The organism is Sphingobium yanoikuyae (assembly GCF_013001025.1).
GTDB lineage: Bacteria > Pseudomonadota > Alphaproteobacteria > Sphingomonadales > Sphingomonadaceae > Sphingobium > Sphingobium yanoikuyae_A.
This window is the reverse complement of the sequence record NZ_CP053022.1, coordinates 36,820-59,487: the sequence shown is the minus strand read 5'-3', so window position 1 is coordinate 59,487 and position 22,668 is coordinate 36,820. Positions and strand designations below refer to the sequence as shown.

Below are 22,668 nucleotides of genomic sequence, written 5' to 3'. Positions count from 1 at the left end.
ATTGCTCCTAAACGGTTCTGGCCCGAACGCGCATGACGATCGGCAGGAAGAAGATGGCGGCGAAGCTGAGCGCGCCCGACAGGATGAAAAAGCCGTCATAGCCGATCTGCTTCTGGATCGCGCCGGCCGCGCCGCCGATCAGGCGGGGCAGCAGGAAGGCGAAGCCCGACAGGAAGGCATATTGGGTGCCGGGATAGCGCGGGCTGACCAGCATGGAGAGATAGACGACAAAGACGGCGCCTTCCAGGCCATGGCCGAACTGGTCCACGCCCGCCGCGACATACAGGACGAAGGCGGACGGTTCGGCATACCAGAGCCAGACGAACACCCAGTTGCCGATGGCCGAGGCGCAGGCGCCGATGATAAGCGCGACCGTCATCGGCAGGCGCGCGGCGCACAGGCCGCCCAGCGCCACGCCGGCCATGGAACAGGTGAGGGCGACGACGCCGTCAGCCATGCTGATCTGTTCCAGGCTGTAGCCCGCCGCATTCCACAGCGGATGCGAGAGGGTGAGTGTCAGCACGTCGCCCATACGGTAGAAGGAGACGAAGGCCAGCACCGGCAGCACGGCATAGCCATAGCGCCAGAAAATCTCGACATAGGGGGCGATGAAGCCGGGCATTTTCGCCGGCGCATCGGCCGGCAGGCGGCGGATGCGCGGCAGGGCGATGGCGAGCGCGACGAAGGGCAGCAGCGCGACTGCCAGCACGATCGGCGTAACATTGGTTTGGGCGGAGAAGCCCGCGCTCTGCACGGCAGAGAGTAGTACCCAGCCGATCAGCGCGGTGGCCGCGCCGGTGACGGCGAGGATGACGAGGCTAACGAGGGTGCCGCTGATTAGAGCGCCGGTGCGGCCTTTCGTCTTTTCCTGTTCCGAGCGCATGGCGGCGAGAATGGGGAAGGGGAGGAAGGCGGCGATGGCGATGGCGAGATAGGCCCAGGTCCAGTCGGCCCAGGCGGCGACAAGCACCGCGCCGCTGCCCGCCGCGACCATGGCGCTGCGATAGCCCCACAGGTTTGCGGCGACGATCGGCCCCTGCTGCGCCTGTGTGGGCGCCAGTTCGATGCGCCAGCCATCGGCCGCGACTTCCAACGTGGTCGTCCAGAAGGCGAGCAGGATCGCGAAGAGCGCTGTAAGCGGCAGGCTCTGGTCGCTGGAGGTGAAAGCCATGGCGACCATGGAGAAGAAGATGCCGAGTTGCGACAGCATGATCCAGCCGCGCCGCCTGCCCCAGAAATGGGAGAAGCCGGGTACGCTGTAGCGATCCAGCAAAGGCGCCCAGACGAATTTGAAGGTCGGCAGCAGCGCGATCCACGCAAAGAAGCCGATGATGACGATGTCGATGCCATGCCGCGCGAGCCGCAGCGTCAGCACCGCATTGAACATGTAGAAGGGCAGGCCGGCGGAAAAACCGAGGAGGAGATAGAGGCCCAGCGTGCGGAGCGGCGGGCGCTCTGGCGTGGGGCCTTCGGTCAGATCGGCGGCGATCGATGCTGTCATTCAGCCGATTTCCTTGAGTTCAGTCACAAAGTCATAGCGGTCGCCGCGATAGACGGAGCGGGTAAATTCGACCGCCCGGCCACCGGGGATGCGGGTGATGCGTTCGATACGCAGCACTTCGCTATTCTGGCGGACACAGAGCAGGCCGGCTTCGGTCGGCGTGGCGAGCGAGGCTCGGACGCGCTGCGTGCCGGAGGTAGGACGGAAACCGGCCCGGCCCATCGCCTCATAGAGGGAGTCGCCGATGGTCGTGAGGTCGGGCAGGCAATCGGCCGGAACGATGGCATGTTCGATCGCCAGCGGCTCGCCGCCCGATAGGCGCACGCGGCCAAGGCGGGCGACGCGGGCGGACGGGGAAATAGAAAGCGCGGCGGCCTCTTCCTCGGTCGGCTGGGCATAGCTTTTCATCATCCAGATGACGCCGGGATCTTCGCCGCGTGACAGGGCATCATGGGTGAAACTGGACAGGACGGAGGCGGGCGTTTCGATCCGGCGGGCGACGAAGGTGCCGGAACCCTGCTTGCGGAACAGCACGCCTTCCTCGATCAGCTGTTCGATCGCTTTGCGCACGGTGACGCGCGAAATGCCGGCCATTTCGCTGAGGTCGCGTTCGGACGGCAGGGCGTTGCCCGGTATGATCCCGCCGCTTTCGATATGATCGCGCAGATTGCGCGCCAGTTGCAGGTAGAGCGGCGTCCCGTCTTCCCCCCGTGCGACCAGTTTTTCCCGCATGTCCCCCTATTCCCCCCCTTGCGCGGCGCGCATCGCGTCCGGCAGATTCTGGCCGTGGATTTCAAGAAGACGGTGCGCTTCGTGCGTTGCTACCCCCATGGCAACAAGCACCGCCTGCTTGATGTCCTGTCCCGCTGCATCGAGTGCGCGCGATGCGGCGGCCATGTCCACATCGGCAATGTCGCGCACCATGGCCTCTCCACGCAAGCGCAGCTTTTCGTTGGAAATGCGCATGTTGACCATACGGCCGCGATAGACGAGGCCCATGCGCAGCATGATTGCGGTGGACAGGATGTTGAGCGTCGCCTTTTGCGCGGTGCCCGCCTTCATCCGGGTGGAGCCGGCGACGATTTCGGTGCCGGTTTCCGCGACTAGCCCGTGGTCGGCGGCGGCGGGCAGAGCGGTATCGCAATTGTTGGCGACGGCAATGGTCAGCGCGCCAGCCTCTCGAGCGGCAGCGATGGCGGCGAGCGTGTAGGGGGTGCGTCCGCTGGCGGCGACACCGATCACCACATCCTGCGGGCCGACGGCGGCATCGGCGATTTCGGCGCGGGCTGCGTCCGCATCATCCTCCGCCCCTTCGGCCGCTTCGGTGAGCGCTGCTAGGCCACCCGCCATTAGGAATAAGAGGCGTTCTTGCGGCCAGTTATAAGTGGGATAAAGTTCGACGCCATCCTGTACCGCGATGCGGCCGGAGGTGCCGGCGCCGACATAGACCAGTCGCCCCTGCGTGCCGAGGCGCGCGGCGGCGGCTTCGGAGGCCAGTGCGATGGCCTTCGCCTGCGATCCGATGGCCGCGATGGCGGCCATCTGCCCTTCCAGCATCGCTTCGACCGCGCGAATGGTCGGCCATTGGTCGATGTCGACATAGCGCGGATCGATGGTTTCGGTACTCATGGACACTCCGTGGCCGGTCGTTGACGCCCGGCTTTAATCGGTTCAACTTCATGCGCAGCAGGCAGTATGTGTGCAAGCGGCGCTTCTGGCATGTGGTATTGTCCTTGTCGCATTTCGATGCAACCAAAATAAATCCAATTGCCTTTTTTCGTTCATTTGGTATTGTTTCGGCATGATCGCGATACAGGATAAGAGCCGTACCACGCTGATGGCGCGTGAGGCGGCTGAAGCGCCGGAACGCTGTGCGGCGCAGATTGCGCGCAATGCCGGTCTGATGCGGGAGGTTGGGCAGCGGCTGCGCGTGCTGGCGCCGCCCTTTGCCGCAACGCTGGCGCGGGGCAGTTCGGATCAGGCGGCGGCCTTTGCCAAGGTGCTGCTGGAAACGCGGGCGGGCTTGCCGACATTGAGTCATGCGCCATCGATTGGCTCGTTGTACAAGGCGACGTCGCCGCGCTTCAAAGGCGTGCCGCTGATTGCCATTTCGCAGTCGGGGCGCAGCCCGGACCTGATCGCCGCAGCGGTGGATGCGCAGCGGCAGGGCGCGCTGGTGGTCACCATCGTCAATGATGATGCGTCGCCGCTGGCGGAGTTGGCGGATATCTGCATTCCCATCCATGCTGGCCCGGAAACCAGCGTGGCGGCGACCAAGAGCTTCATCGGTACGTTGGTCGCGTTGGCGCACCTGGCGGCGGAATGGAGCGAGGACAAGGCGTTGCTGGCGGCTTTGGCGTCTGTCGGCGATGTGCTGGAGGCGGCGGTTGCGGCCGACTGGACCGGGGCTGTGCCGTTGCTGAAAGAGCCAGGCAATATGCTGGTGCTGGGGCGCGGCCTGACCCTGCCGATCGCGGGGGAAGCGGCGCTGAAGTTCAAGGAAACGTCGAGCCTGCATGCCGAGGCGTTCAGCATTGCGGAGGTGGCGCATGGGCCCATGACGTTGATCGGCGAGGGTGATCCGGTGTTGGCGCTGGGACCGATCGATGCGGCGCGGGCCGGGCTGCGCGAACGGCTGGAGGATTTCCGGGCGCGTGGGGCGCAGGTGATTGCGGTGGGCCATCCTGATGATGTGGCGGCGGCGACGCTGGCGTTGCCGGGGCAATGGGATGTGCATCCGGTGCTGAATGCGATCGCGCAAATACAGAGCTTCTATGGCCTCGCCAATGCGCTGTCGCTGGCGCGCGGGTATAATCCCGACGCGCCGCCGCATCTGGCTAAGGTGACGCGGACGCTATGAACGGGCAGGCGCTTGTCGGTGCAGCGATCGTGCAGCCGGATGGGATTGCCGATGATGGCGCGCTGCTGCTTGAAGGCGGGCATATCCTTGGCATCGTGGCGCGGGACGCGGTGCCAGCAGGATATGATACGGTAGCGCTGGAGGGCGGATGGCTGCTACCCGGCTTTATCGACACGCAGGTCAATGGCGGCGGCAACATACTGTTGAATGATCAGCCTGATGTGGAGGGCATCCGCGCGATTGCGAGCGCGCATCGGCGGTTCGGGACGACGGGTCTGTTGCCGACGTTGATCAGCGATGATGCGGATGTGGTCGATGCGGTAATCGCGGCAGGAGAAGCTGCGCTCGTGCAGGGCGTGCCCGGCGTCCTGGGCCTGCATATCGAGGGGCCGCACCTCAACCCGGTGAAGAAAGGCATTCATGACGCCGCCAAATTCACCGCCATCGATCCCAAGGTGCTGGAGCGGCTGACGCGGCCGACGATCGGGCGGCGGATCGTGACGCTGGCGCCGGAACTGGCACCGTCGGGGGCTATCCGGGCGTTGCGTGATGCGGGGGTTCTGGTCGCGGCGGGGCATAGCCTGGCTGATTATGACCAGACGGTCGCGGCGCTAAGCGAAGGCTTGAACGGCTTCACCCATCTGTTCAACGCGATGACGCAGATGGGAAGCAGGGAGCCGGGCATGGTGGCGGCCGCATTGCTGGATCGGAGCAGCCATTTCGGCCTGATCGTCGATGGAGTACATGTGCATCCAGCGACCCTGCGTGTGGCAATTGCTGCGCGCGGACTAGAGGGTGCGATGTTGGTGACGGACGCGATGCCGCCGGTGGGAGGTGCGCAGCGTAGCTTCACCCTGATGGGACAGTCTATCCATGTCGTGGATGGCATATGCCGCGGGCCGGACGGAACGCTGGCGGGATCGGCGCTCAATATGGCGCAGGCGTTTCGCAACACGATAGACATGATGGGCTGTTCCATGGTTGAAGCGTCGCGCATGGCGAGCGGCAATCCGGCGCGCTTTTTGCGGCTGGAGGATCGCAAAGGCGCGATAGCGCCTGGGCTGTGCGCGGATCTTGTTCATATGGACTGCGACCGGCAGGTGCGGCGGACCTGGATCAATGGGGAGATGGAGGAGAGCAGCGAATGAGGGGCCTGCTGCCCCGGCTGCGCGCGATCGTGGGCGCGCGCCATGTGCTGACTGGCTCACAGGCGACCGCGCGCTATCGCCATGGCTATCGTACCGGATCGGGCGCTGCGCTGGCAGTAGTGCGGCCGGGCAGTCTGGTCGAGCAGTGGCGAGTGGCGCAGGCCTGTGTGGCGGCAGATGTGTCGATCATTATGCAGGCGTCCAATACCGGGCTGACCGGCGGATCGACGCCCAATGGCGATGGTTATCCCGGCGGCTGCGTGATCATCAGCACAACGCGGATCAACGGGCTGCATCTTATCCGCAATGGTGCGCAAGTCGTCTGCCTGCCCGGTACGACGCTTTATGCGCTGGAAAAGGCGCTGGCGCCGCTGGGGCGAGAGCCGCATTCGGTGATCGGCTCCTCCTGCTTCGGCGCGTCGGTGGTGGGAGGCGTGTGCAATAATTCGGGCGGATCGCTGGTGCAGCGCGGGCCTGCCTATACGCAGCTCAGTCTCTATGGCCAGATCGGCGCGGACGGGGCGTTGCGGCTGGTCAATCATCTGGGCGTGGCGCTGGGCGATGATCCCGAAGAGATGCTGCGGCGGCTGGAGAGTGGCGACTTCCGGCCCGACGATGTCGATGCGGCGGCGGATCGATGGGCGCATGACTGTGGTTATACCGGCCATGTGCGCGATATCGACAGCGCGACGCCCGCTCGATTCAATGCCGACAGTCGATGCCTGTATGAAGCGGCGGGCAGCGCCGGCAAGATCATCGTCTTTGCCGTGCGGCTGGACAGTTTCGTGAAGGAAGAAGGCGCCACCACCTTCTATATCGGGACCAATGATCCCGCACAGTTGACGGCGATACGGCGCACCATATTGGGTGAATTCAGCCTTCTGCCGGTGGCGGGCGAATATATGCACCGCGACGCGTTCGACATTGCCGATGGTTATGGCAAGGACATGTTCATCGCGATCGAGCGGCTGGGGACGGACCGGCTGCCCCGGTTGTTTGCATTGAAATCACGGGTTGATGCGCTTCCCCTTGTCGGGGCGGGGTTTAGCGACCGGATAATGCAGCGTATCGGCCGGATGCTGCCCGATCATCTGCCGCCTGAGATGCGCGCCTGGCGCAATAGGTTCGAGCATCATCTGCTGCTCAAGATGCCGTTGGCGGCGGTTGCGGATACCCGCGCTTTACTCACCGATCTATTTGCCGCCGGCGAGGGGGGGTATTTTGAGTGTAGCCCAGCGCTGGCGGCCAAGGCGTTCCTGCATCGCTTCGTCGCGGCGGGGGCGGCGGTGCGTTATCGCGCAGTGCATGCTCGCGAAGTCGAGGATATCGTGCCACTGGACGTAGCTTTGCCGCGCAATATACCGGAATGGCAGGAGAAATTGCCGCCGGATCTGGCGGCGCAGAGCATCCATAGCCTCTATTATGGCCATTTTATGTGCCATGTGTTCCATCAGGATTATATCGTTCGTAAAGGCGTAGACCTGCTGGCTTTCGAGCATCGCATCTGGGCGCTGCTCGATGAGCGCGGTGCGGAATATCCAGCCGAACATAATGTTGGCCATCTCTACAAGGCAAAGCCCGATCTTGCGGATTTCTATCGCCAGATCGACCCGCGCAACCAGTGCAATCCCGGCATCGGCCAGACAGTGCGGGCGCGCCATTGGGGCGAACAGCAAAAGGAAGTTCCATCATGAGCTATTTTTTGGGCATCGATGCGGGTGGCAGTAATTGCCGTGCGCGGCTGATCGACAGTGAAGGCAATGTGATCGGCACAGGACAGGGCGGAACGGCCAATGCTCGGATCGGCCTGGAAGCGCTCTATACGACATTGTGCGCGGTATCCAATCAAGCGATCGCTGAAGCGGGACTTTCTTCGATGCAGGTAGAAACGATCCGTGCGGGCATGGGCATTGCCGGCATTTCTCGACCGGGTGTGCGCGACGCGCTGGAGAGGTTCGCCTTTCCCTTTGCCTCAGTCAATTATGGGACGGACGCCTTCATCGCCAACTTAGGGGCGCATGGCGGCGCAGATGGGGCAATCCTTATTTTAGGAACGGGGAGTATCGCGCAGGTGCGCGCAGGTGGCCGGGACTTTACCATCGGTGGCTATGGTTTCCCTATATCAGATGAGGGCAGCGGCGCTGCACTGGGCTTGAGCGCAATGCGCCATGCTCTGCGCGCATTGGACGGGCGATCACAGGCCACTCCTCTGAGCCGAGCGGTAACAGAGCGGTTCGATCATGACACAACGAAGGCGATCGGCTGGATGGATAAGGCTACGCCTAAGGACTACGGCAGTTTTGCGCCTCTGGTGATGGACTACGCTGAAGCGGATGATGCCATTGCTCGTTCGATCGTCGAGGATGCGGTCCAGCATATCGAACGGTTCATCGAGACAATTTTTGAACGCGGAGCTAGCCGCTGCACGCTGGTCGGCGGATTGGCCGATCGCATGCAGCCTTGGCTGCGGGCGCGAACGGTGGGGCGGTTGAGCCCTAAGTTGGGCGATCCGCTGGACGGTGCATTGCTCTTTGCCAGCTATTTGTGATGCATTTCTTGGTTTCACAATTTTGGGGTTAGGGTCGATTATGCGCAGAACATTCAGGGCACTTGCCGCACTTCAATCCGCCTGCCCGCTGACAATCCTGGCGCGGATCGACATTCAGAGTAAACAGATCGTGGCGGCGTCGCGGTTTGTGAAGCCGGCGAAGTGGATGGTGCGGCGATCGTAGCGTGTTGCGAAGCGGCGGAAGTGTTTGAGCCTGCCGAAGCATCGTTCGATACGATTGCGGTGTTTGTAGATCAGCGTGTCATGCGGGATGGCGACCTTACGGCAGCGGTTTGAAGGTATGACCGCTTCGGGCCCATTTTCGCGATGATTGTCCGTAAAGCATTGCTGTCATAAGCTTTGTCGGCGAGCACGACGCCGCTTTCCTGCCCGTGCAGCAGGGCCGGCGCTTGGGTAACGTCGCCAGTCTGGCCGGGCGTGATGATGAAGCGCGGCCGTCTGGGTGCTTTCTGCGCCTCGCCGACGAGCCTGATGCGCAGCAGGCGCGCACTCGCCACCTTGTCGAACCGCAGGGTCACGGCCGTGAGCGCGGCGTCGCGGCGCGGCGCGCGAAAGGCAAGCTGTCCGCCGGCCCGCCAATGGGGCCCGAAATCACCGCTGCGCACATGCTGGCGCTCCACCGCGCCATCGGCAAAGGTGAATGCGACGCCGAGACGATCGAAACGCGAGCTGTGGACGATCAGCGACAGGTCGTCGGGCTCCCCTGCGCGAGCGGGCAGCGTCGCGCGAAGCCAGAGTGTTCCCTTCTGATATCCTAGAGGCGCGCCGCGACAGGCGAAGGGGGAAGGCGCGCGATCGCCCTGCGCCACCGCCTGGCTCACGGCATGGCATAAAGGATGGCCGATCCGCAGCATTTCCGCGGCGGCGGGGGAGGACCATCCAAGTGCCATCATCACCATGCATGCGATCATGCACAGGAGAGGGAGGATGGTCCGGAAAAGGCGCGGCATGAGCGATTCGCACATCATCGCGGCGCGGCCTATGACAAAATCCCCAACAGATCATGGACAATGCGATGAATGCGCGTGGACGCCGCGGATTCTTCCGCTACCCGCGCCGGGGCCTGGCGAATGCGCGGAGGCGGGGGCTTGTGGCTGTTCCCTGGCGGACGGGAGAGGCGGAGCATCGGCGCGTGCGTGCCCATGGCATCAAGCCTGCGGGACGGAGGGCGGTCAGCGACGCGCGCCACCGCGCGCCATTGCGGCACGGCGGAGGCTCAGCCTTGACGGGCGCGATTGGCTGTCGGGCGCGCTGGCGGTCGGCTGGGCGACGCGGGAGGTGTGAGACACCCTGCTTTCACCCGCATGCGCGGCGGGCCGGTCGATGTCGAGTTTGAGACGCAGGCGCTTGAGCCTGGTCAATCGGGTGCTGGGCATGATGGAATTCCCCCCTCGTCGAAAATGTGTCGGACGCCCGTCTAGCGACTTCGAGCCCAGGAGGTGCGAATGCCTCACAGGAGCAGAAATTTCCCGAAAAATGCCGCGCTCGGCATGTGGGGCGCCTTGCTTGCCGACAAAGGCTATGATGGCGACCGCTTCCGCGAGAACCTGCTCCTGAGCAACATTTTGCCGGTCATCCCACCGCGTTCGAACCGCAAGGTTATCCGCATCGCCGCCTATCTCAACTGGGTGTTCGAAAATCAGGACCAGAACGGGGCCGAGGCCCGATCCGCGTGCAAGCCCGCAAGGCGCAAATGACATGCCACGCGGCACGCGGCGCGAGCTCATCGGCATACTGCTTGGCGATGATCCTTATCCCGTGCTGCGTGTCGCCGATGGAAATGGCGGCTCGATTGCAGCAGCTCCTGCCGCCATTTAACGAAAATCCCGCGTCTTCACCTTGATGCCCTGGGTCGGCTGACCCGGAATGATGTCCAAGCCGTGGTCGGAAAGATCGCTGGGACCTCGCTCCAGCGGCTTGTTGGTGGCATCATGCGGATTGGGGGCCATGGCGCTTCGGACGATATCGGCACGGCTGCCTACTGTTGCGAAATGGGCGTCAAGTGCAACCGAAGCGTAGGCCTGTCGGAACGGGGTGCCGCGACGGAGGGCGAACTTTGGCAAGAAGATCGGCCAAATGACCGGCCAAATTGCCACTCCATAGCCCATCAGGCAGTGCTGAAAGTAAAGCATAAAGGCTGGGAAAACGGCTATTCTTGGGCTAATGTGAGCATAAGAGAACCGGCTAGAAGGATCGGCCAAAACTGTGGCAGTGAACGTCGAATCCCCCACACAGATCGAGCCTGCACGGATCGATGCACCGGCCGGTGATTTGCCGGATCTCGTCGTCGAAATAGCAGCCAGGGCCGAAGGTCTCGGGCGAGCACTTCATCCGCAGACCGCACTCCATCTAGCCAGCCTCGTGCGAGTGATGAACACCTACTACAGTAACCTCATCGAGGGGCACCGCACCCGTCCACGGGATATCGAGCGCGCGTTGGCCGGCGAACGCGATGACGATCAACGAGATCTCATGGCCGAAGCTGCCGCGCATTACCGCGTACAGGAAGCCATCGATCGCGCTGCCATTCATGGCGAACTTCCCGATCCTGCCGACCCAAATTTTATCCTGCAACTGCACCGCGATTTCTACGCGGATGCCTCGATCGACATGCTCACCGTGCGCGGTGGGGAGCGAAGCTTTGTCATGACGCCGGGCGAATGGCGATCAAGGGCCGAGCACGATGTCCAGATCGGCCGCCACACTCCGCCATCGTCGGCCAGAGTGGCCGATTTCATGAGCTATTTCTTCTCGCGGTTTGCCTTTGAACCCAAGGATGGAATGCGCTTGACCGCAGTGGGAGCCGGGAAAGCAAAGCGTATACTGGCACTGGCAACAGCACACCACCGGTTCAATTGGATTCACCCCTTTCCCGATGGCAATGGCCGGGTTAGTCGGTTGATGAGCCACGCCATGGCGCTCAAGGCAGGGATCGGCGCGCACGGGCTATGGTCGGTATCTCGAGGGCTTGCGCGCGGGCTGGAGCCCGGAGATGCTGGCCGGACAGAATATCGCAAATACATGGCCTTAGCCGATGCACCGCGCCAGGGAGATCGCGATGGCCGGGGAAACCTTTCCGAAGCGCATCTGGTGGGATTTGCTGAGTGGTTTCTCAAAGTCTGTCTCGATCAAATCAGCTACATGTCGGGCGTCTTCGAACTCGACACCCTATCGAAGCGGCTTGAGCGCCATGTGTTGATCACAGATGGCTTGTCTCCGGAGAGTAACTGGTTACTCCAGGAAGCCCTTATTCGAGGAGAATTCGAGCGGGGTGCAGCTCCGCGCCTTACGGGTCTGCCCGAGCGCAGCGCGCGACGCGTCCTAAAGGAACTCACCGACGCTGGACTGCTGGCGTCCGATACCCCGAAGGGGCCGGTATCACTTCGTTTCTCGAGTGACACCCAGGATACGCTTTTCCCAAAGCTCTTCGCCTGACAGCGACCCTATACCGACGTGAGCGGTCGTGCTCAGCTCTCCAGGAGCGGTCCGGCAGCTTGTCTTCGCCCTTCCGGGCGGATGGGCGCTGTCGGCCTCAGTGTGCAGCCACCCAATCCTTGAGTGCTGCATCGATCCGTGACTGCCAACCCGGGCCGCCGGATTTGAAATGCTCGATCACCTCGGGCGAAAGGCGCAGTGTGGTACTAACCTTTTTCGGGGCTTTCTGCGGACCGCGTGCACGAATCGACTTTGCGAGATCCGGGAAGGCCTCAGCGAAAGGCTTGGCCCTGGCGAAATCCTCAGCAGTCCATTCAGGATTATTGCTGACCGCATCCATATCGGCCTTGGTGTAACCGAGAGCGGCGTTTTTCGGGTAGGTCATGGCAAGAGCCTCCGTTCCGTAATGCTGGCCGGGCGGGCCGAGATGATCGAGACGCCTTCGGTGCCCAGCACAGCGAAAATCACCGTGATCTTACCGTTCATCTCACCGATGGCGGCAAAGCGTCCATCCTTCGCAGGCATGACCAGGGCGGAGAGGAAGAACCCTTCGCCCACATCGGCAAAGTCGATCCCGTGCTTGACGAGGTTCGCTTGCCGCTTCGGCTCATCCCATACGATGATCATAGCATTTTGTAGTTACGATTTGATTAGCAGTCAATCGCTTATCGTTACTACAAAATGCCGTTGGTGTCGTGATCGATCTTCGAATCCGCCGGGCGCCGCAGGCGAACGTGCTCCAGAGGGGAAAGCGGACCGTAGGCTCATTTTGACCGGATCATACATGGAACGGCGAATTTGGTGACTGGCGGCCACGCTCGCGGCCGGCACGTAGAGGCACTTCTGCGCCCGCCCCTTTGCGGGCGCTCAGACGCCAAATTTGGGGTCCCAGGAGCGGTCCGTCTGCTTTCCATAACTCGATGCCAGAAGCGGCAGCAAGAAGGCAAGCAGGCGTGAGCGGATGATTGTGGAAAATGCCGTTTCCAATTTTAAGTCGAACATAGTGCAGTACAGCCACCCTTCCGCTCCATTGAAACACCAACCTTTCAGCGCTAACGCGGCTTATTCGCAAAGCCGGAGTCAGCAATGAAGGCGTTTGATATCAATTTGTTGCCAACTCTTTCTGTTTTACTTCAGACGCAGAGTGTCAGTCGGACAGCCATGCGCCGGGGCTAAGCCAGCCGACAGTCAGCCGAGCTTTGAGTGAGCTGCGTAAGCTTCTATCCGATCCGCTTCTGGTCCGGACCAGTCGAGGCATGGCGCTGACTCAACGCGGCATGGAATTAGCCAAACCTCTCGAAGAGTGGATGGCGATAACGGCGGCTGTGTTGCAACCCGCGGATTTCGATCCAGCAACACTGGAACGCCGATTTTCCATCGCTGCGACGGACTATGGCATGCTGTCGGTCCTTTTTCCCATACTGCCATCGATCGGCAAGACCGCGCCGGGATGTCAGGTCGAAATATCCGGCTACACCGACGATATGTTCAAAAGACTGGCGACCGGTAAGCTCGACCTCATCATCCATGGGTTCAAGCCGGATGTATCCGTTGCCCATGCGCGGCATCTGTTCACGGAAACCCAATCCTTGGCGCGCACATTGGCGTAAAGTCGAGTTTAAGCAGGTGATCGGATGCTAAGCCAGGCCACACGCCTCCACCCCAGCGGATCGCCACGTCGACTTGCTCGGTGCCGAAGTCGACGTAGCGGTTGCCGACATTGAGTCGAATTTCAAGTTCGGGGTGCACTGCCTGAAAGCTGTCGATGTGGCGCGCCAGCAGGCGTTCGGTGAAGGTGTTGCTGGCCGTGATCCGCAACACCGCCTCTTCACTTTCACGCAGCTCCGTGAAAGCCGCTTCGATCTCATCGAATGCCTTGCAGAGACGAGCGGCTACGCGCCGGGCGTCATCTGTCAACATGGCCCGTCGGCCATGACGCTCAAAGAGCCGCAATCCCAGGCGCCCCTCCAGCACCTTGATCTGATTGCTGATCGCGGCCTGCGTGGTCCCCAACTCATGAGCCGCCGCAGTGAACGTACCGCAGCGAGAGATCGCTTCGAACGCCCTGATTGCGAGCAATGGGGGATGATTCCGAGACATGGCTCTTGATAAATTGGATTTATAAGACCGTCCAACAGTCGATTGGATCGTAGTGCTCGGTCACGGTAGGCAACGAACTTTATGGCGAACAACACGGGTATCTCCCGTCTGATGCGGAGAGCGATATGAGTATGGCTGATTGGAACGGCGCACCACGTCCTCGTAGTGTCGCTCTCGACGGGCGTTATGCACGGCTTGAACCGCTGGAACCGAAGCATAGCAAGGATCTGCTCCGGTCGGCGCTTGAAGCGGGGGCGGAAGAACGGTTTCGTTATCTGTTCGATCAACCGCCCATCGACGAGAAGGAGTTTGCGGACTGGATCGAGCGATCTGCCGCTTCCACCGATCCCCTGTTCTTTGCCGTGGTCGACAAAGCAACCGGACGCGCGGAAGGTCGACAATCCTTGATGCGGATCGACACCACTCACGGCGTCATCGAAATCGGCAACATATTGTGGGGGCCGGCGCTGGCCCGCACACGCGCAGCAACGGAAGCCTTCTATCTGTTCGCGTCTTACGCCTTTGATCAACTCGGCTATCGTCGGCTCGAATGGAAGTGCGACGATCGCAATCAACCATCGAAGCGCGCGGCGCTGCGTTTCGGGTTCATCTTCGAGGGCGTTTTCCGTCAGCATATGGTGGTGAAGGGCGAGAACCGTGACACTGCCTGGTTCGCGATTACCGATACCGAGTGGCCCGGCGTGTCGGCAGGGTTGCAGGCGTGGCTCGACCCTGCCAACTTTGATGACGAAGGCGGTCAGGGCCGTCGCCTCGAAGAGTTCCAGGGTAACGAGGCGTGAAGGGGCAGGCCTTGATTCTGCGCCCGGTGTTCCCACAAGATCATGAGGTGTGGCTGCGGCTGTCGCCAGCGTCGTGATGTGCTTTGCTGCGCATTGTCGTGTCGAACTGGTCGAGCGCGTACCGGACAGACAGCCGGGCACCCGGGGAGGGATTTGTCCTTAAAAATTGACGGTCCGTTTCCAAGCATAGTAATTTTGCGGGCGAATGGCTTAGATGGGCGCGTAGTATTCATCCCGGCTGTCGACCCATTGCTGCCGTTCGGAGGTCGATTTTCAATCGCCAAGTGCTGACGGTCTGCTTGTTAGATTCGATTAAGGCCGTGCTTCTCCCGCAGTGTAAGCTGAAAGGGGGCACCCAAGGATGCTGGCAGTTTGAACGCACCGCCCTCGAAAAGATGGGTCGCACGTTTCGAAGATGTCGGCCCCGCAGTCTGTTTGTCACATTTTCCCTCTAGCCACCCCCAGAATCGACACTTCGTCATAATAAACGGTCGCGGAACTGGGATGAGCGGAACGGACAGGGAAAGAGCGCGCTGGCTGCTGCGCAATATCTTGCCGCATGAGCCTGCCTTGCGCGGCTGGCTTGCGCGTCGGCCATTGGGCGGCCTCGAACCCGACGATATCATTCAGGAGTCCTACAGCATCTTCGCGGAGATGGAGCGGGTCGACACCATCGCCTATCCCCGGGCCTATCTGTTCCAGGTAGCCCGGTCTGTGGTAACCCGCCATGTCCGCCGTGCGCGGATCGTTCCCATCCACGCGGTCGACAATCTTGACCATCTGGACCACCCTGACGATACCGCATCACCCGAGCAGACGGCGATCGACCGGGATGAATTGCGCCAGCTGGCCTGCGCGATCGCGGCCATGCCGCTCAAGACGCGTGAGGCGTTCATCCTGCGCCGGGTCGAGGGCCTGCCTCAGCGCGCAATCGCGGCGCAGATGGGTATATCGGAAAATACGGTCGAGACGCATATTTCGCGCGGCATCCGATTTTTGATTGACTGGTTCGGTCGTGGTGGAAAGACGCTGCCCCAAACCTCTAGGGATGTGACAACGGAGACGCGCGCAGTTGATGGCCGGACAAGAAGACAGTCGCAGCATTGACCAAACCGCGTCCGATTGGGCGGCGCGGCTGGATCGTGGCGCGCTGTCTGCGGCGCAGGATGCCGAACTCAAGCAATGGCTGGCCGCCGATCCGCGCCATAAGGGTGCCCTGCTGCGTGCCCAGGCATTGTCGTTGATGAGTGAGTCCGCGCAGGCGCTGGGCCCAGATTTCGACCCTCGTGTGTTCGAGCCGAAAAAACAGCGCGGCCTGTCGCGACGACATTTGCTCGGCATCGGCGGTGGTGCGCTGGCCGCCATGGCGGGCATGGCCGCATTGACCGTCGGCATGCCAGCATCGGGCGCGGAAATCCGCACCGGCCGCGGCGAGATGCGACTGGTGCCGCTGGAGGACGGGTCGACCGCCCTGCTGAATACCGACAGCCGCATCCGGATCCTCTATGGTGAAAAGGAACGTCTGGTCTCGCTGCTAGATGGCGAAGTCTATTTCTCGGTCGCACGCGACGAGCGGCGCCCATTCATTGTCGAGGTCGGCGGTCGCCGATTGCGCACAGCGCAGGCCGGCTTTCGCGTCCGCAAGCTGGCCAAGGCGCCTGTCGACATATTGGTGCATCAGGGACTGGTCGAACTGCCTGCGGTCAATCCCATGAGCGGTCAGGTCGTTGCCCTGGCTGGCAATACCCACATGGTCATGGCCAATGCGGCAACCAGCCTGTTCGTCGCGGAACGGCCCGAACCGATCTCGCCCGAGCGCATCAACCGGGAGCTGGCCTGGCGCGACGGGAAACTGGCCTTCGAGGGCGAGACCTTGCAGCAGGCGGCCAATGCCTTTGCCCGTTACAGCGAAACCCGCATCCTTATACCGGACGCGGCACTGGCGCGCGAACCTGTAACGGGTCTGTTTACAGCCAATGATCCCGCTGGCTTCAGTCGCGCCATTTCGACCATCTTCGATGCTCGCCTGGTCCGGCAGGACCATGACCTCATCCTGAGCCGCACAGCGCAGTCGAAAAAAAATTGACCCCGCATTAGCGGAACCGCCGGCCTCCCACCTCTTAGGGTCGAACGCCGTGCAGCGCGCGGCCAGCAGGGGGCTACCAGCTAATGTATTCGCGTCATTCTCTCCTCACTTGTGGGGCTTCTGTCGTTGCGCTTGCCGTGGCCGTGCCGGCCCATGCGCAGGAACGCCTCTTCGACATACCCGCCCAGCCCGCCGTCCGTGCCATCCCCGAACTGGCCCGACAGGCACAAGTGCAGATCGTAGCCCCGGCCCGTGATCTGGCCGGCATCAACACGCCCGCAATCAAGGGGCGGATGGACGTGCGCGAAGCGTTGCGCCGCCTGATCGCAGGCACGCCGCTGCGGGTTGGATCGGACGACGGCAATGTCATCACCCTGCGCTCGGCGCGCCCGGAAGCCAGCGTCGGCAATGGCATGGTGCGCGGCCGCGTGTTCAACACGGTCACCGGCGAATATCTGCGCAACGCGGAAATTCGCGTCGAAGGCACGCCGATCACCGTCTATTCCGAGGATAATGGCGAATTTCGTTTGTCCAACATTCCGCCCGGTGAAGCGACGATCGTCGTCAAATATACCGGCCTCCAGACCGAAAGACTGATCGCCACTGTCAGCCCGCGTGAAGTCGCGACGCTGGACGTGGCGTTGCGTGCACCGACCTTTGCGGGCTCTTCCACCGACGACGGCTCGGCCATCACCGTCACCGCCCGGCGCGAGGGGCAGGCGGCCGCGATCATGGAACGCCGCGCTGCCACCAATGCCAAGACCGTGGTGGCCGCCGACAATTACGGCCTGCTGACCATGGGCGATGTCGGCGAATTCATGAAGCAGATGCCCGGCATCTCGCTCGACTATACCGAGGTCGATGCCACGGCGGTCCGCATTGGTGGTCTCGACCCCAAATATTCGACCTTCACCACCGACGGCGCCCGCATGGCGACGGCGACGTCCAACAACAATAATGGCCGGCAGAACAGTTTCGAGCAGATGTCGATCACCGGCATTGAGTCGATCGAGCTGAACAACACGCTGACCGCCCGCATGGATGCCGACGCGCCTGGCGGCGCGATCAACCTGCGCAGCAAATATGCGTTTCAGCTGAAGAAGCGCCAACTGCGCTTCCAGGTTGGCGGGGTCGGCACCTCGGACGCCGGGATCGGCGAAATCTATCTGCCCGATAATGACAAACATGCCCGCATCTATCCGTCGGTCAGCTTCAACTATGGCGACGTGTTTCTGGATGGGAGGCTCGGCGTCGCGCTGAGCGCCAGCTACAATGCCAATTATGTCCAGCAGGATCGCGTCCAGACCGACTGGTCCTATCTCGCCGACGGCCGGGTCATCCCCTATCAGGTCATGTGGCGTCCTGGCCCGAAGAAAACCAGCCGTACCGCCGCCAACCTATCGGTCGATTATAAATTCTCCGATGAACTCGCGCTGTCGCTGCGTGGCAGCTATTCTTTCTACGAGGTCGAATATTTCAACCAATATACCTATTTGATTTTCGGCACGACGACCAAATCCTATGCCACGCCGGATTCGACCGGTACCCATATCGTCGTCAATCCCAACGGCACTAACACCCGGCTACACACCCAATATTCGCATCGCTATGCAGGCACCCCGGCAATGCTGCTGGCGCCCAAGCTCGAATATAAGAATGACGATTGGGAAGTCGCGTTGCGCGGCAGCTATTCCAGTTCGGAATTCAATTTCCGCGACAATTCCAAAGGCTTCTTCCAGCGCACCGACAGCTGGCTGACGCGTATCGGCTTCACGCTCGACCGGGAGTCGGAAAGCTCGAACGCCTGGACGCTACAGCAGACAGCCGGTCGGTCATGGAGCGATCCGACCAGCTTCAACCGTGACGATGACATCGGCAACAATATTCGCACGGCTGAATCGGACGCCCGCAATGAAATGTATGGCGGCAATCTGGACATCAAGCGCAAGCTGTTCGTGGGCGACGTGCCGCTGACGCTGATGGCGGGGGCCGGCGCGCGGGTGAATGACTGGCGCACCAATGAGGGGTCTTATGACCAGTTCCAATATGTCGGCCCGAACGGCGATCTGAGCCAAAAGGACCCAGCCGCGGTCATTCCCTGGACCAATCGCTACCAGTTCGAGATCATCGGCTTCAACGCTGGTAACCTCAACGACCAGAATTGGCGCGCCGACAATAATTACGCGATGTACGACATCTACAAGGCGCATCCGGAATATTTCGTTGCCGATACGGTCGGCAATCTGAAGCGCGACCTCGACAACAACAAGCGGGTCAAGGAAGATATCTACGCCGCCTATGTCGAGGCGGAGGCGCGCATTGGCAAGGCGACCTTTGACCTCGGCCTGCGCTACGAGAAGACCAGGACTGGCGCGCTGGTCGCCAATATCCGTCCGACCAGCGAGGTCGAGGCGGCAGGCTACAAGACCAACACGATCGAGGGGCTGCTCTACCAATATAATGGCGGTACCTATTCAACCCGCCATGGCGAATATGACGACTGGTTCCTGAGCGGGGGCATGAAATATGATTTCAGCCGCCGTCTGGTCGGCCAGATCGCCTTCAGCCAGTCGATCCTGCGGCCCGACTATGGCAATCTGGGCGGCGTGGTGTCGGTCAATGACGATACACAGATCGTCAATGTACCCAATCCCCTGCTAAAGCCCGAACATTCGACCAAATATTTCGCCAGCCTTCAATATTATCTGGAGCCGTCAGGCATCATCGGTCTGTCCTATTATCGCCTCGACATGAAGGACATGCAGGTCACCGGGATCGAGGTCGATCCCGCCGCCGTCGGCTTCGATCCTGATGAATATGCCGGCTACACATTCCGAAGCGCGCAGAATCTTCCGGGGACCAGCACCAATGAGGGGCTGATCTTCGAATATGACCAGCAGCTGACCTTCCTGCCGGGCATCCTCAAGGGGCTGGGCCTGCGCGGTTCCTTCACCCGTCTCTTCCCCGATGCGGAGCGTGTGAACACGCCGGAAAAATCGGCCAACTGGGGCCTGCGCTACAGCTATGGGCCGTTCGACTTCCAGCTGACGGGTAACTGGCAGTCGCGATATCGGGTGAGTGCATTGAGCGCCACGCCGACCACCGCCAACAATGGCGTCCTTTATCATACCGATCGCCAGCTATGGAATGTGAGCTTCAGCTACAAGCTGAGCCCCAATTTCGAGCTGAACGTCGCCGGCCGCAATATCTTCAATGCGCCGGACGTCATCTATTCCAACGTCGAAAGCCGGGTGCGCCAGTACAGCATTTACGGCTCGATGTGGAACATCGGCATCAAGGGCAGCTTCTGATCCTCCCCCACTGGACGGAGCGGCCTTGGGCCGCTCCGTCCCTTTCTGATCTCATCGAAAAGGCATCATCATGGTAATGCAAATCGACCGCCGCTGCATGATCCTGGGCGGAGTCTGGGGCATTGGCGCCCTGGCGCTACCTGCTGGCCGGGCGCTGGCCGCCGACCTGATCGGCGCGCGCGGCTTCACCCATGCGGTCGCCAGCGGCGAGCCGGGGGCGGATTCGATGCTGCTATGGACCCGCTATGTCCCTGCGAGCGAGGTTGAGAGCGCGCGCCTCGACGTTGAAGTCGCGATCGATCCCGATTTCGTGCGGATCGTCGGCGGCGGCACGGTGCGCACCGGGGGCTATCGTGACTGGACAGCGAAAGTGACAGTGGACGGGCTTCAGCCAGGCACGAGCTACTGGTATCGCTTCGTCGCGCCGGACGGCAGCAAGTCGCCGGTCGGCCGCACCCGGACGCTGCCGCAGGGCGACGTGCCGCGCTTTGGCCTGGGCGTCTTTTCCTGTTCCAACCTGCCCTATGGCTGGTTCAACGCCTATGCCCATGCCGCAGCGCGCGACGATCTCGACCTGTGGCTGCATGTCGGCGACTATATCTACGAATATGGCAATGCTTCGGTACGGCCCGGTCAGGGCATCGTGGGGCGCACGCTGATGCCCGACACGGAAATTCTGGCGATTGCCGACTATCGCCTGCGCTACGCAACCTATCGGGCTGACCCCGACCTGCAACGGCTGCACCAGATGGCGCCGATGGTTGCACTGTGGGACGATCATGAATCGGCCAATGACAGCTGGGAAGGTGGCGCCCAGAACCATCAGGCCGACAAGGAAGGCGACTGGAACACCCGCCGCGCCGCCGCAATGCAGGTCTATCGCGAATGGATGCCGGTGTCGGACGAGCCGTGGAAGGCCTATGATATCGGGACGCTGGCGACGCTGTATCGCACAGAATCCCGCCTGCTCGCCCGTACGCGCCCGGCCGACATCACGGCCGCCGCCAGCGCGCCCGATGCGGACGCCGCGCTAAAGGCCTTCCATGATGGCGTGTGGCAGGACCCATCGGCCACCATGTTGGGCAGCACCCAGGAAAGCTGGCTGGCCCATGCGTTCCGGGCGAACGCCCGCACCACCGCCTGGCAGATGGTCGGCATGGGTACGATCATCGGCCGTACGGTGATGCCGGCCAATGTCACCGACTGGCTCCGTCCCGACGCTAACGCCAAGCTGGTCCAACGCTATCGCAACAGCGTGCGCATGGCGCAAAATGGCCTGCCGATGTGGATGGACCGGTGGGACGGCTATCCCGCTGCCCGCTCGCGCCTGCTCCGGTCGGCACAGGCGGCCGACTCCGACCTCATCATGCTGGCGGGCGACAGCCACAATGCCTGGGCCTACGGCCTGGTCGAGGATGGCCAGCCCGCCGGTGTCGAATTTGCCGGACAGGCGGTCACGTCGGGTGGCATGGAGGGTGACCTGCGCGGCGATCCGACGGCGGTGGCGCGCGGCTTCGTCGCCGCCAATCGCGAACTCAAATGGGCGAACACGCACCAGCGTGGCTATATGATGATAGACATCAGCCGTGATCGGGTGACCGGCGAATGGCTGTTCCTCGATACGATCAAGGCGCGCAGCACGCGGATCGCCAGCACCCATCGCATGTCGGTCGAGCGCGGCCGCCGTGTCTTCAGCGCCTGATCAGGAGATTATGATGCGGTCCGCGATCGTTGCGCTACTTCTGCTTGGCCTTGCCCAGTCTGCTCATTCGGCTACGCCGTTTCCGCCTGCCGACCTGCCGCGCGAGCAGGTCGCGGGCCCTTTCGCCTCGGGTCATGTCCAGGGCATCGCGGTCGATCGCAAGGGCGGCTTCATCTATTATTCCTTCACCGACATGCTCGCCAAATATGACTTTGAAGGGCGGCTGGTCGGCACTTTGACCGGCTGGTCGGGGCATCTGGGCGACCTAGATTTCAACCCGGTCGACGGACGGGTCTATGGCTCGCTGGAATATGGCAAGCAGGACGCCTTCTATATCGCGATGATCGACGGGGCACGGATCGATCGGGTCGGCATGACTGTTGCCGGCACGGACCTGCTGCGCGCCGTCTATCTGCCCGAAGTGACGCGCGACTATGCCGCCGATCTCGATGGCGACGGCAAGGCGGATCATCGCTATGGCTGTTCGGGCATCGATGGCGTCGCTTTTGGCCCCGCCTTCGGCCGAAGCGACGGCCCGCTCTACCTGACCGTCGCCTACGGTATCTATGGCGACGTCGCCCGCAGCGACAATGACCATCAGGTCCTCCTGCAATATGACGCGACGGACTGGGGCCGAGAGGCGCAGCCGATTGACGAACAGGCACTGCACCATTCTGGCCCGACTACCCCTCGGGGCAAATATTTCGTCCTTACCGGCAACACCCGCTATGGCGTCCAGAACCTCGCCTATGATTCAAGCCAGCAACGCTGGTTCATGGGCGTCTATCAGGGTGCCAAACCCGACTGGCCCAATTATCTGCTGTTCGCGCTCGATGCCCGCAGCCGGCCACGTCGCCAGGCCTTGCAAGGCCTGGCTTCTCCTCAAGGTATGAATCCAGAAAAAGGCCTGCTACTACCGCTCGCTCAGGATGGGATTCATGATGTGAAGACGGGTGTGCGGGGGTGGTATCAGAAGGCCGATGTCGGAATACAGCCCTTGGGAGATGGCCTATACTATCTCGTCCAGAACGACGGTGTGCGCGGCGCGCAGTCCGCCGTTACGCGGTTGATGCATTGGACGGGCGCCTCTTCCAAGCCCTTTGAGACAATGCCAATGGCCGATCGATGACGTGCTCACCCACTGGCGTTTGATGGA

At 62.0% G+C, this 22,668-nt stretch carries 21 protein-coding genes and 1 pseudogene; 13 read left to right on the top strand and 9 right to left on the bottom strand.

Going from position 1 to position 22,668, the window contains the following annotated elements; genetic code table 11:
• Positions 1 to 7 precede the first annotated feature (7 nt).
• Genes HH800_RS25515 through HH800_RS25505 form a run of 3 tightly spaced genes read right to left on the bottom strand, consistent with a single transcriptional unit; the run spans position 8 to position 3,130 of the window.
• On the bottom strand, positions 8 to 1,501 hold the full coding sequence (locus HH800_RS25515; RefSeq protein ID WP_017502153.1) for a permease: 1,494 nt from the start codon (positions 1,499 to 1,501) through the stop codon (positions 8 to 10).
• Positions 1,502 to 2,233 carry a GntR family transcriptional regulator gene (locus HH800_RS25510; RefSeq protein ID WP_017502154.1) on the bottom strand — a complete coding sequence of 244 codons (732 nt, stop codon included), beginning with the start codon at positions 2,231 to 2,233 and terminating at the stop codon, positions 1,502 to 1,504. It abuts the gene before it with no gap.
• A 6-nt stretch (positions 2,234 to 2,239) separates the two neighbouring features.
• The gene (locus HH800_RS25505) at positions 2,240 to 3,130 is read right to left on the bottom strand and encodes an N-acetylmuramic acid 6-phosphate etherase (RefSeq protein ID WP_017502155.1); all 891 of its coding nucleotides are present in this window, start codon (positions 3,128 to 3,130) and stop codon (positions 2,240 to 2,242) included.
• Between the two features lie 172 nt (positions 3,131 to 3,302).
• Here HH800_RS25505 and HH800_RS25500 point away from each other — a divergent pair, with 172 nt between their 5' ends.
• From HH800_RS25500 to HH800_RS25485, 4 genes are read left to right on the top strand one after another with little or no spacing between them, the layout of a single operon-like run.
• Positions 3,303 to 4,361: an SIS domain-containing protein gene (locus HH800_RS25500; RefSeq protein WP_017502156.1), complete on the top strand. Its 1,059-nt coding sequence runs from the start codon at positions 3,303 to 3,305 to the stop codon at positions 4,359 to 4,361.
• Positions 4,358 to 5,509 carry an N-acetylglucosamine-6-phosphate deacetylase gene (nagA, locus tag HH800_RS25495; protein ID WP_017502157.1) on the top strand — a complete coding sequence of 384 codons (1,152 nt, stop codon included), beginning with the start codon at positions 4,358 to 4,360 and terminating at the stop codon, positions 5,507 to 5,509. The genes HH800_RS25500 and nagA overlap by 4 nt, the downstream gene beginning before the upstream one ends.
• The gene (gene dld / locus HH800_RS25490; RefSeq protein WP_169863449.1) at positions 5,506 to 7,203 is read left to right on the top strand and encodes a D-lactate dehydrogenase; all 1,698 of its coding nucleotides are present in this window, start codon (positions 5,506 to 5,508) and stop codon (positions 7,201 to 7,203) included. The genes nagA and dld overlap by 4 nt, the downstream gene beginning before the upstream one ends.
• A complete protein-coding gene (locus HH800_RS25485; RefSeq protein WP_017502894.1) occupies positions 7,200 to 8,057 on the top strand; it encodes a BadF/BadG/BcrA/BcrD ATPase family protein in 858 nt (285 codons plus the stop codon). The genes dld and HH800_RS25485 overlap by 4 nt, the downstream gene beginning before the upstream one ends.
• A 254-nt stretch (positions 8,058 to 8,311) precedes the next feature.
• On the opposite strand, the gene HH800_RS25475 is transcribed toward HH800_RS25485, so the two are convergent.
• Positions 8,312 to 8,932: a hypothetical protein gene (locus HH800_RS25475; RefSeq protein ID WP_162181991.1), complete on the bottom strand. Its 621-nt coding sequence runs from the start codon at positions 8,930 to 8,932 to the stop codon at positions 8,312 to 8,314.
• Positions 8,933 to 9,250: 318 nt separating this feature from the next.
• Positions 9,251 to 9,454, bottom strand: coding sequence for a hypothetical protein (locus HH800_RS25470; protein WP_017502892.1), 204 nt, complete (start codon positions 9,452 to 9,454; stop codon positions 9,251 to 9,253).
• Between the two features lie 129 nt (positions 9,455 to 9,583).
• Here HH800_RS25470 and HH800_RS29195 point away from each other — a divergent pair.
• A pseudogene (locus HH800_RS29195) lies at positions 9,584 to 9,775 on the top strand (hypothetical protein); the annotation flags it as partial.
• A gap of 117 nt (positions 9,776 to 9,892) precedes the next feature.
• Here HH800_RS29195 and HH800_RS25455 read toward each other — a convergent pair.
• The gene (locus HH800_RS25455; RefSeq protein ID WP_080727349.1) at positions 9,893 to 10,210 is read right to left on the bottom strand and encodes a hypothetical protein; all 318 of its coding nucleotides are present in this window, start codon (positions 10,208 to 10,210) and stop codon (positions 9,893 to 9,895) included.
• A 79-nt stretch (positions 10,211 to 10,289) separates the two neighbouring features.
• On the opposite strand from HH800_RS25455, the gene HH800_RS25450 reads away from it, so the two are divergent.
• Positions 10,290 to 11,513, top strand: a complete 1,224-nt coding sequence (locus tag HH800_RS25450) for a Fic family protein (protein WP_037522360.1) — start codon at positions 10,290 to 10,292, stop codon at positions 11,511 to 11,513.
• A 97-nt stretch (positions 11,514 to 11,610) separates the two neighbouring features.
• Here the strand turns inward: HH800_RS25450 and HH800_RS25445 are convergent, their stop codons facing one another.
• Both HH800_RS25445 and HH800_RS25440 read right to left on the bottom strand, forming a co-directional pair.
• Positions 11,611 to 11,898, bottom strand: a complete 288-nt coding sequence (locus HH800_RS25445; protein ID WP_017502886.1) for a BrnA antitoxin family protein — start codon at positions 11,896 to 11,898, stop codon at positions 11,611 to 11,613.
• Positions 11,895 to 12,140: a BrnT family toxin gene (locus HH800_RS25440; RefSeq protein WP_017502885.1), complete on the bottom strand. Its 246-nt coding sequence runs from the start codon at positions 12,138 to 12,140 to the stop codon at positions 11,895 to 11,897. The genes HH800_RS25445 and HH800_RS25440 overlap by 4 nt, the downstream gene beginning before the upstream one ends.
• Before the next feature lie 629 nt (positions 12,141 to 12,769).
• Here HH800_RS25440 and HH800_RS25435 point away from each other — a divergent pair.
• Positions 12,770 to 13,123 carry a LysR substrate-binding domain-containing protein gene (locus HH800_RS25435; RefSeq protein ID WP_234791909.1) on the top strand — a complete coding sequence of 118 codons (354 nt, stop codon included), beginning with the start codon at positions 12,770 to 12,772 and terminating at the stop codon, positions 13,121 to 13,123.
• Here the strand turns inward: HH800_RS25435 and HH800_RS25430 are convergent.
• On the bottom strand, positions 13,086 to 13,613 hold the full coding sequence (locus HH800_RS25430) for a LysR family transcriptional regulator (RefSeq protein ID WP_037522378.1): 528 nt from the start codon (positions 13,611 to 13,613) through the stop codon (positions 13,086 to 13,088). The genes HH800_RS25435 and HH800_RS25430 overlap by 38 nt on opposite strands.
• 125 nt (positions 13,614 to 13,738) lie before the next feature.
• On the opposite strand from HH800_RS25430, the gene HH800_RS25425 reads away from it, so the two are divergent.
• The 6 genes from HH800_RS25425 to HH800_RS25400 all read left to right on the top strand — a co-directional run bounded on the left by HH800_RS25425 (position 13,739) and on the right by HH800_RS25400 (position 22,641).
• Entirely contained in the window at positions 13,739 to 14,413 is a 675-nt protein-coding gene (locus HH800_RS25425; protein WP_026109545.1) for a GNAT family N-acetyltransferase, read from the top strand.
• A 504-nt stretch (positions 14,414 to 14,917) separates the two neighbouring features.
• Entirely contained in the window at positions 14,918 to 15,520 is a 603-nt protein-coding gene (locus HH800_RS25420; protein WP_017502881.1) for an RNA polymerase sigma factor, read from the top strand.
• Positions 15,489 to 16,499: a FecR family protein gene (locus HH800_RS25415; protein WP_017502880.1), complete on the top strand. Its 1,011-nt coding sequence runs from the start codon at positions 15,489 to 15,491 to the stop codon at positions 16,497 to 16,499. Before HH800_RS25420 ends, HH800_RS25415 begins: the two co-directional genes overlap by 32 nt.
• Positions 16,500 to 16,642: 143 nt before the next feature.
• On the top strand, positions 16,643 to 19,810 hold the full coding sequence (locus tag HH800_RS25410; protein WP_155276511.1) for an outer membrane beta-barrel protein: 3,168 nt from the start codon (positions 16,643 to 16,645) through the stop codon (positions 19,808 to 19,810).
• A gap of 70 nt (positions 19,811 to 19,880) precedes the next feature.
• Entirely contained in the window at positions 19,881 to 21,512 is a 1,632-nt protein-coding gene (locus HH800_RS25405; RefSeq protein WP_026109544.1) for an alkaline phosphatase D family protein, read from the top strand.
• Positions 21,513 to 21,522: 10 nt separating this feature from the next.
• Entirely contained in the window at positions 21,523 to 22,641 is a 1,119-nt protein-coding gene (locus HH800_RS25400) for a hypothetical protein (protein ID WP_026109543.1), read from the top strand.
• Positions 22,642 to 22,668 lie beyond the last annotated feature (27 nt).

Bases quoted from the DNA above. Each gene is read 5' to 3' on its own strand.
- HH800_RS25515 (WP_017502153.1), bottom strand. From the start codon at position 1,501: ATGACAGCATCGATCGCCGCCGATCTGACCGAAGGCCCCACGCCAGAG.
- HH800_RS25510 (WP_017502154.1), bottom strand. From the start codon at position 2,233: ATGCGGGAAAAACTGGTCGCACGGGGGGAAGACGGGACGCCGCTCTAC.
- HH800_RS25505 (WP_017502155.1), bottom strand. From the start codon at position 3,130: ATGAGTACCGAAACCATCGATCCGCGCTATGTCGACATCGACCAATGG.
- HH800_RS25500 (WP_017502156.1), top strand. From the start codon at position 3,303: ATGATCGCGATACAGGATAAGAGCCGTACCACGCTGATGGCGCGTGAG.
- nagA (WP_017502157.1), top strand. From the start codon at position 4,358: ATGAACGGGCAGGCGCTTGTCGGTGCAGCGATCGTGCAGCCGGATGGG.
- dld (WP_169863449.1), top strand. From the start codon at position 5,506: ATGAGGGGCCTGCTGCCCCGGCTGCGCGCGATCGTGGGCGCGCGCCAT.
- HH800_RS25485 (WP_017502894.1), top strand. From the start codon at position 7,200: ATGAGCTATTTTTTGGGCATCGATGCGGGTGGCAGTAATTGCCGTGCG.
- HH800_RS25475 (WP_162181991.1), bottom strand. From the start codon at position 8,932: ATGCTGCGGATCGGCCATCCTTTATGCCATGCCGTGAGCCAGGCGGTG.
- HH800_RS25470 (WP_017502892.1), bottom strand. From the start codon at position 9,454: ATGCCCAGCACCCGATTGACCAGGCTCAAGCGCCTGCGTCTCAAACTC.
- HH800_RS25455 (WP_080727349.1), bottom strand. From the start codon at position 10,210: ATGCTTTACTTTCAGCACTGCCTGATGGGCTATGGAGTGGCAATTTGG.
- HH800_RS25445 (WP_017502886.1), bottom strand. From the start codon at position 11,898: ATGACCTACCCGAAAAACGCCGCTCTCGGTTACACCAAGGCCGATATG.
- HH800_RS25440 (WP_017502885.1), bottom strand. From the start codon at position 12,140: ATGATCATCGTATGGGATGAGCCGAAGCGGCAAGCGAACCTCGTCAAG.
- HH800_RS25435 (WP_234791909.1), top strand. From the start codon at position 12,770: ATGGCGCTGACTCAACGCGGCATGGAATTAGCCAAACCTCTCGAAGAG.
- HH800_RS25430 (WP_037522378.1), bottom strand. From the start codon at position 13,613: ATGTCTCGGAATCATCCCCCATTGCTCGCAATCAGGGCGTTCGAAGCG.
- HH800_RS25425 (WP_026109545.1), top strand. From the start codon at position 13,739: ATGAGTATGGCTGATTGGAACGGCGCACCACGTCCTCGTAGTGTCGCT.
- HH800_RS25420 (WP_017502881.1), top strand. From the start codon at position 14,918: ATGAGCGGAACGGACAGGGAAAGAGCGCGCTGGCTGCTGCGCAATATC.
- HH800_RS25415 (WP_017502880.1), top strand. From the start codon at position 15,489: ATGGCCGGACAAGAAGACAGTCGCAGCATTGACCAAACCGCGTCCGAT.
- HH800_RS25405 (WP_026109544.1), top strand. From the start codon at position 19,881: ATGGTAATGCAAATCGACCGCCGCTGCATGATCCTGGGCGGAGTCTGG.
- HH800_RS25400 (WP_026109543.1), top strand. From the start codon at position 21,523: ATGATGCGGTCCGCGATCGTTGCGCTACTTCTGCTTGGCCTTGCCCAG.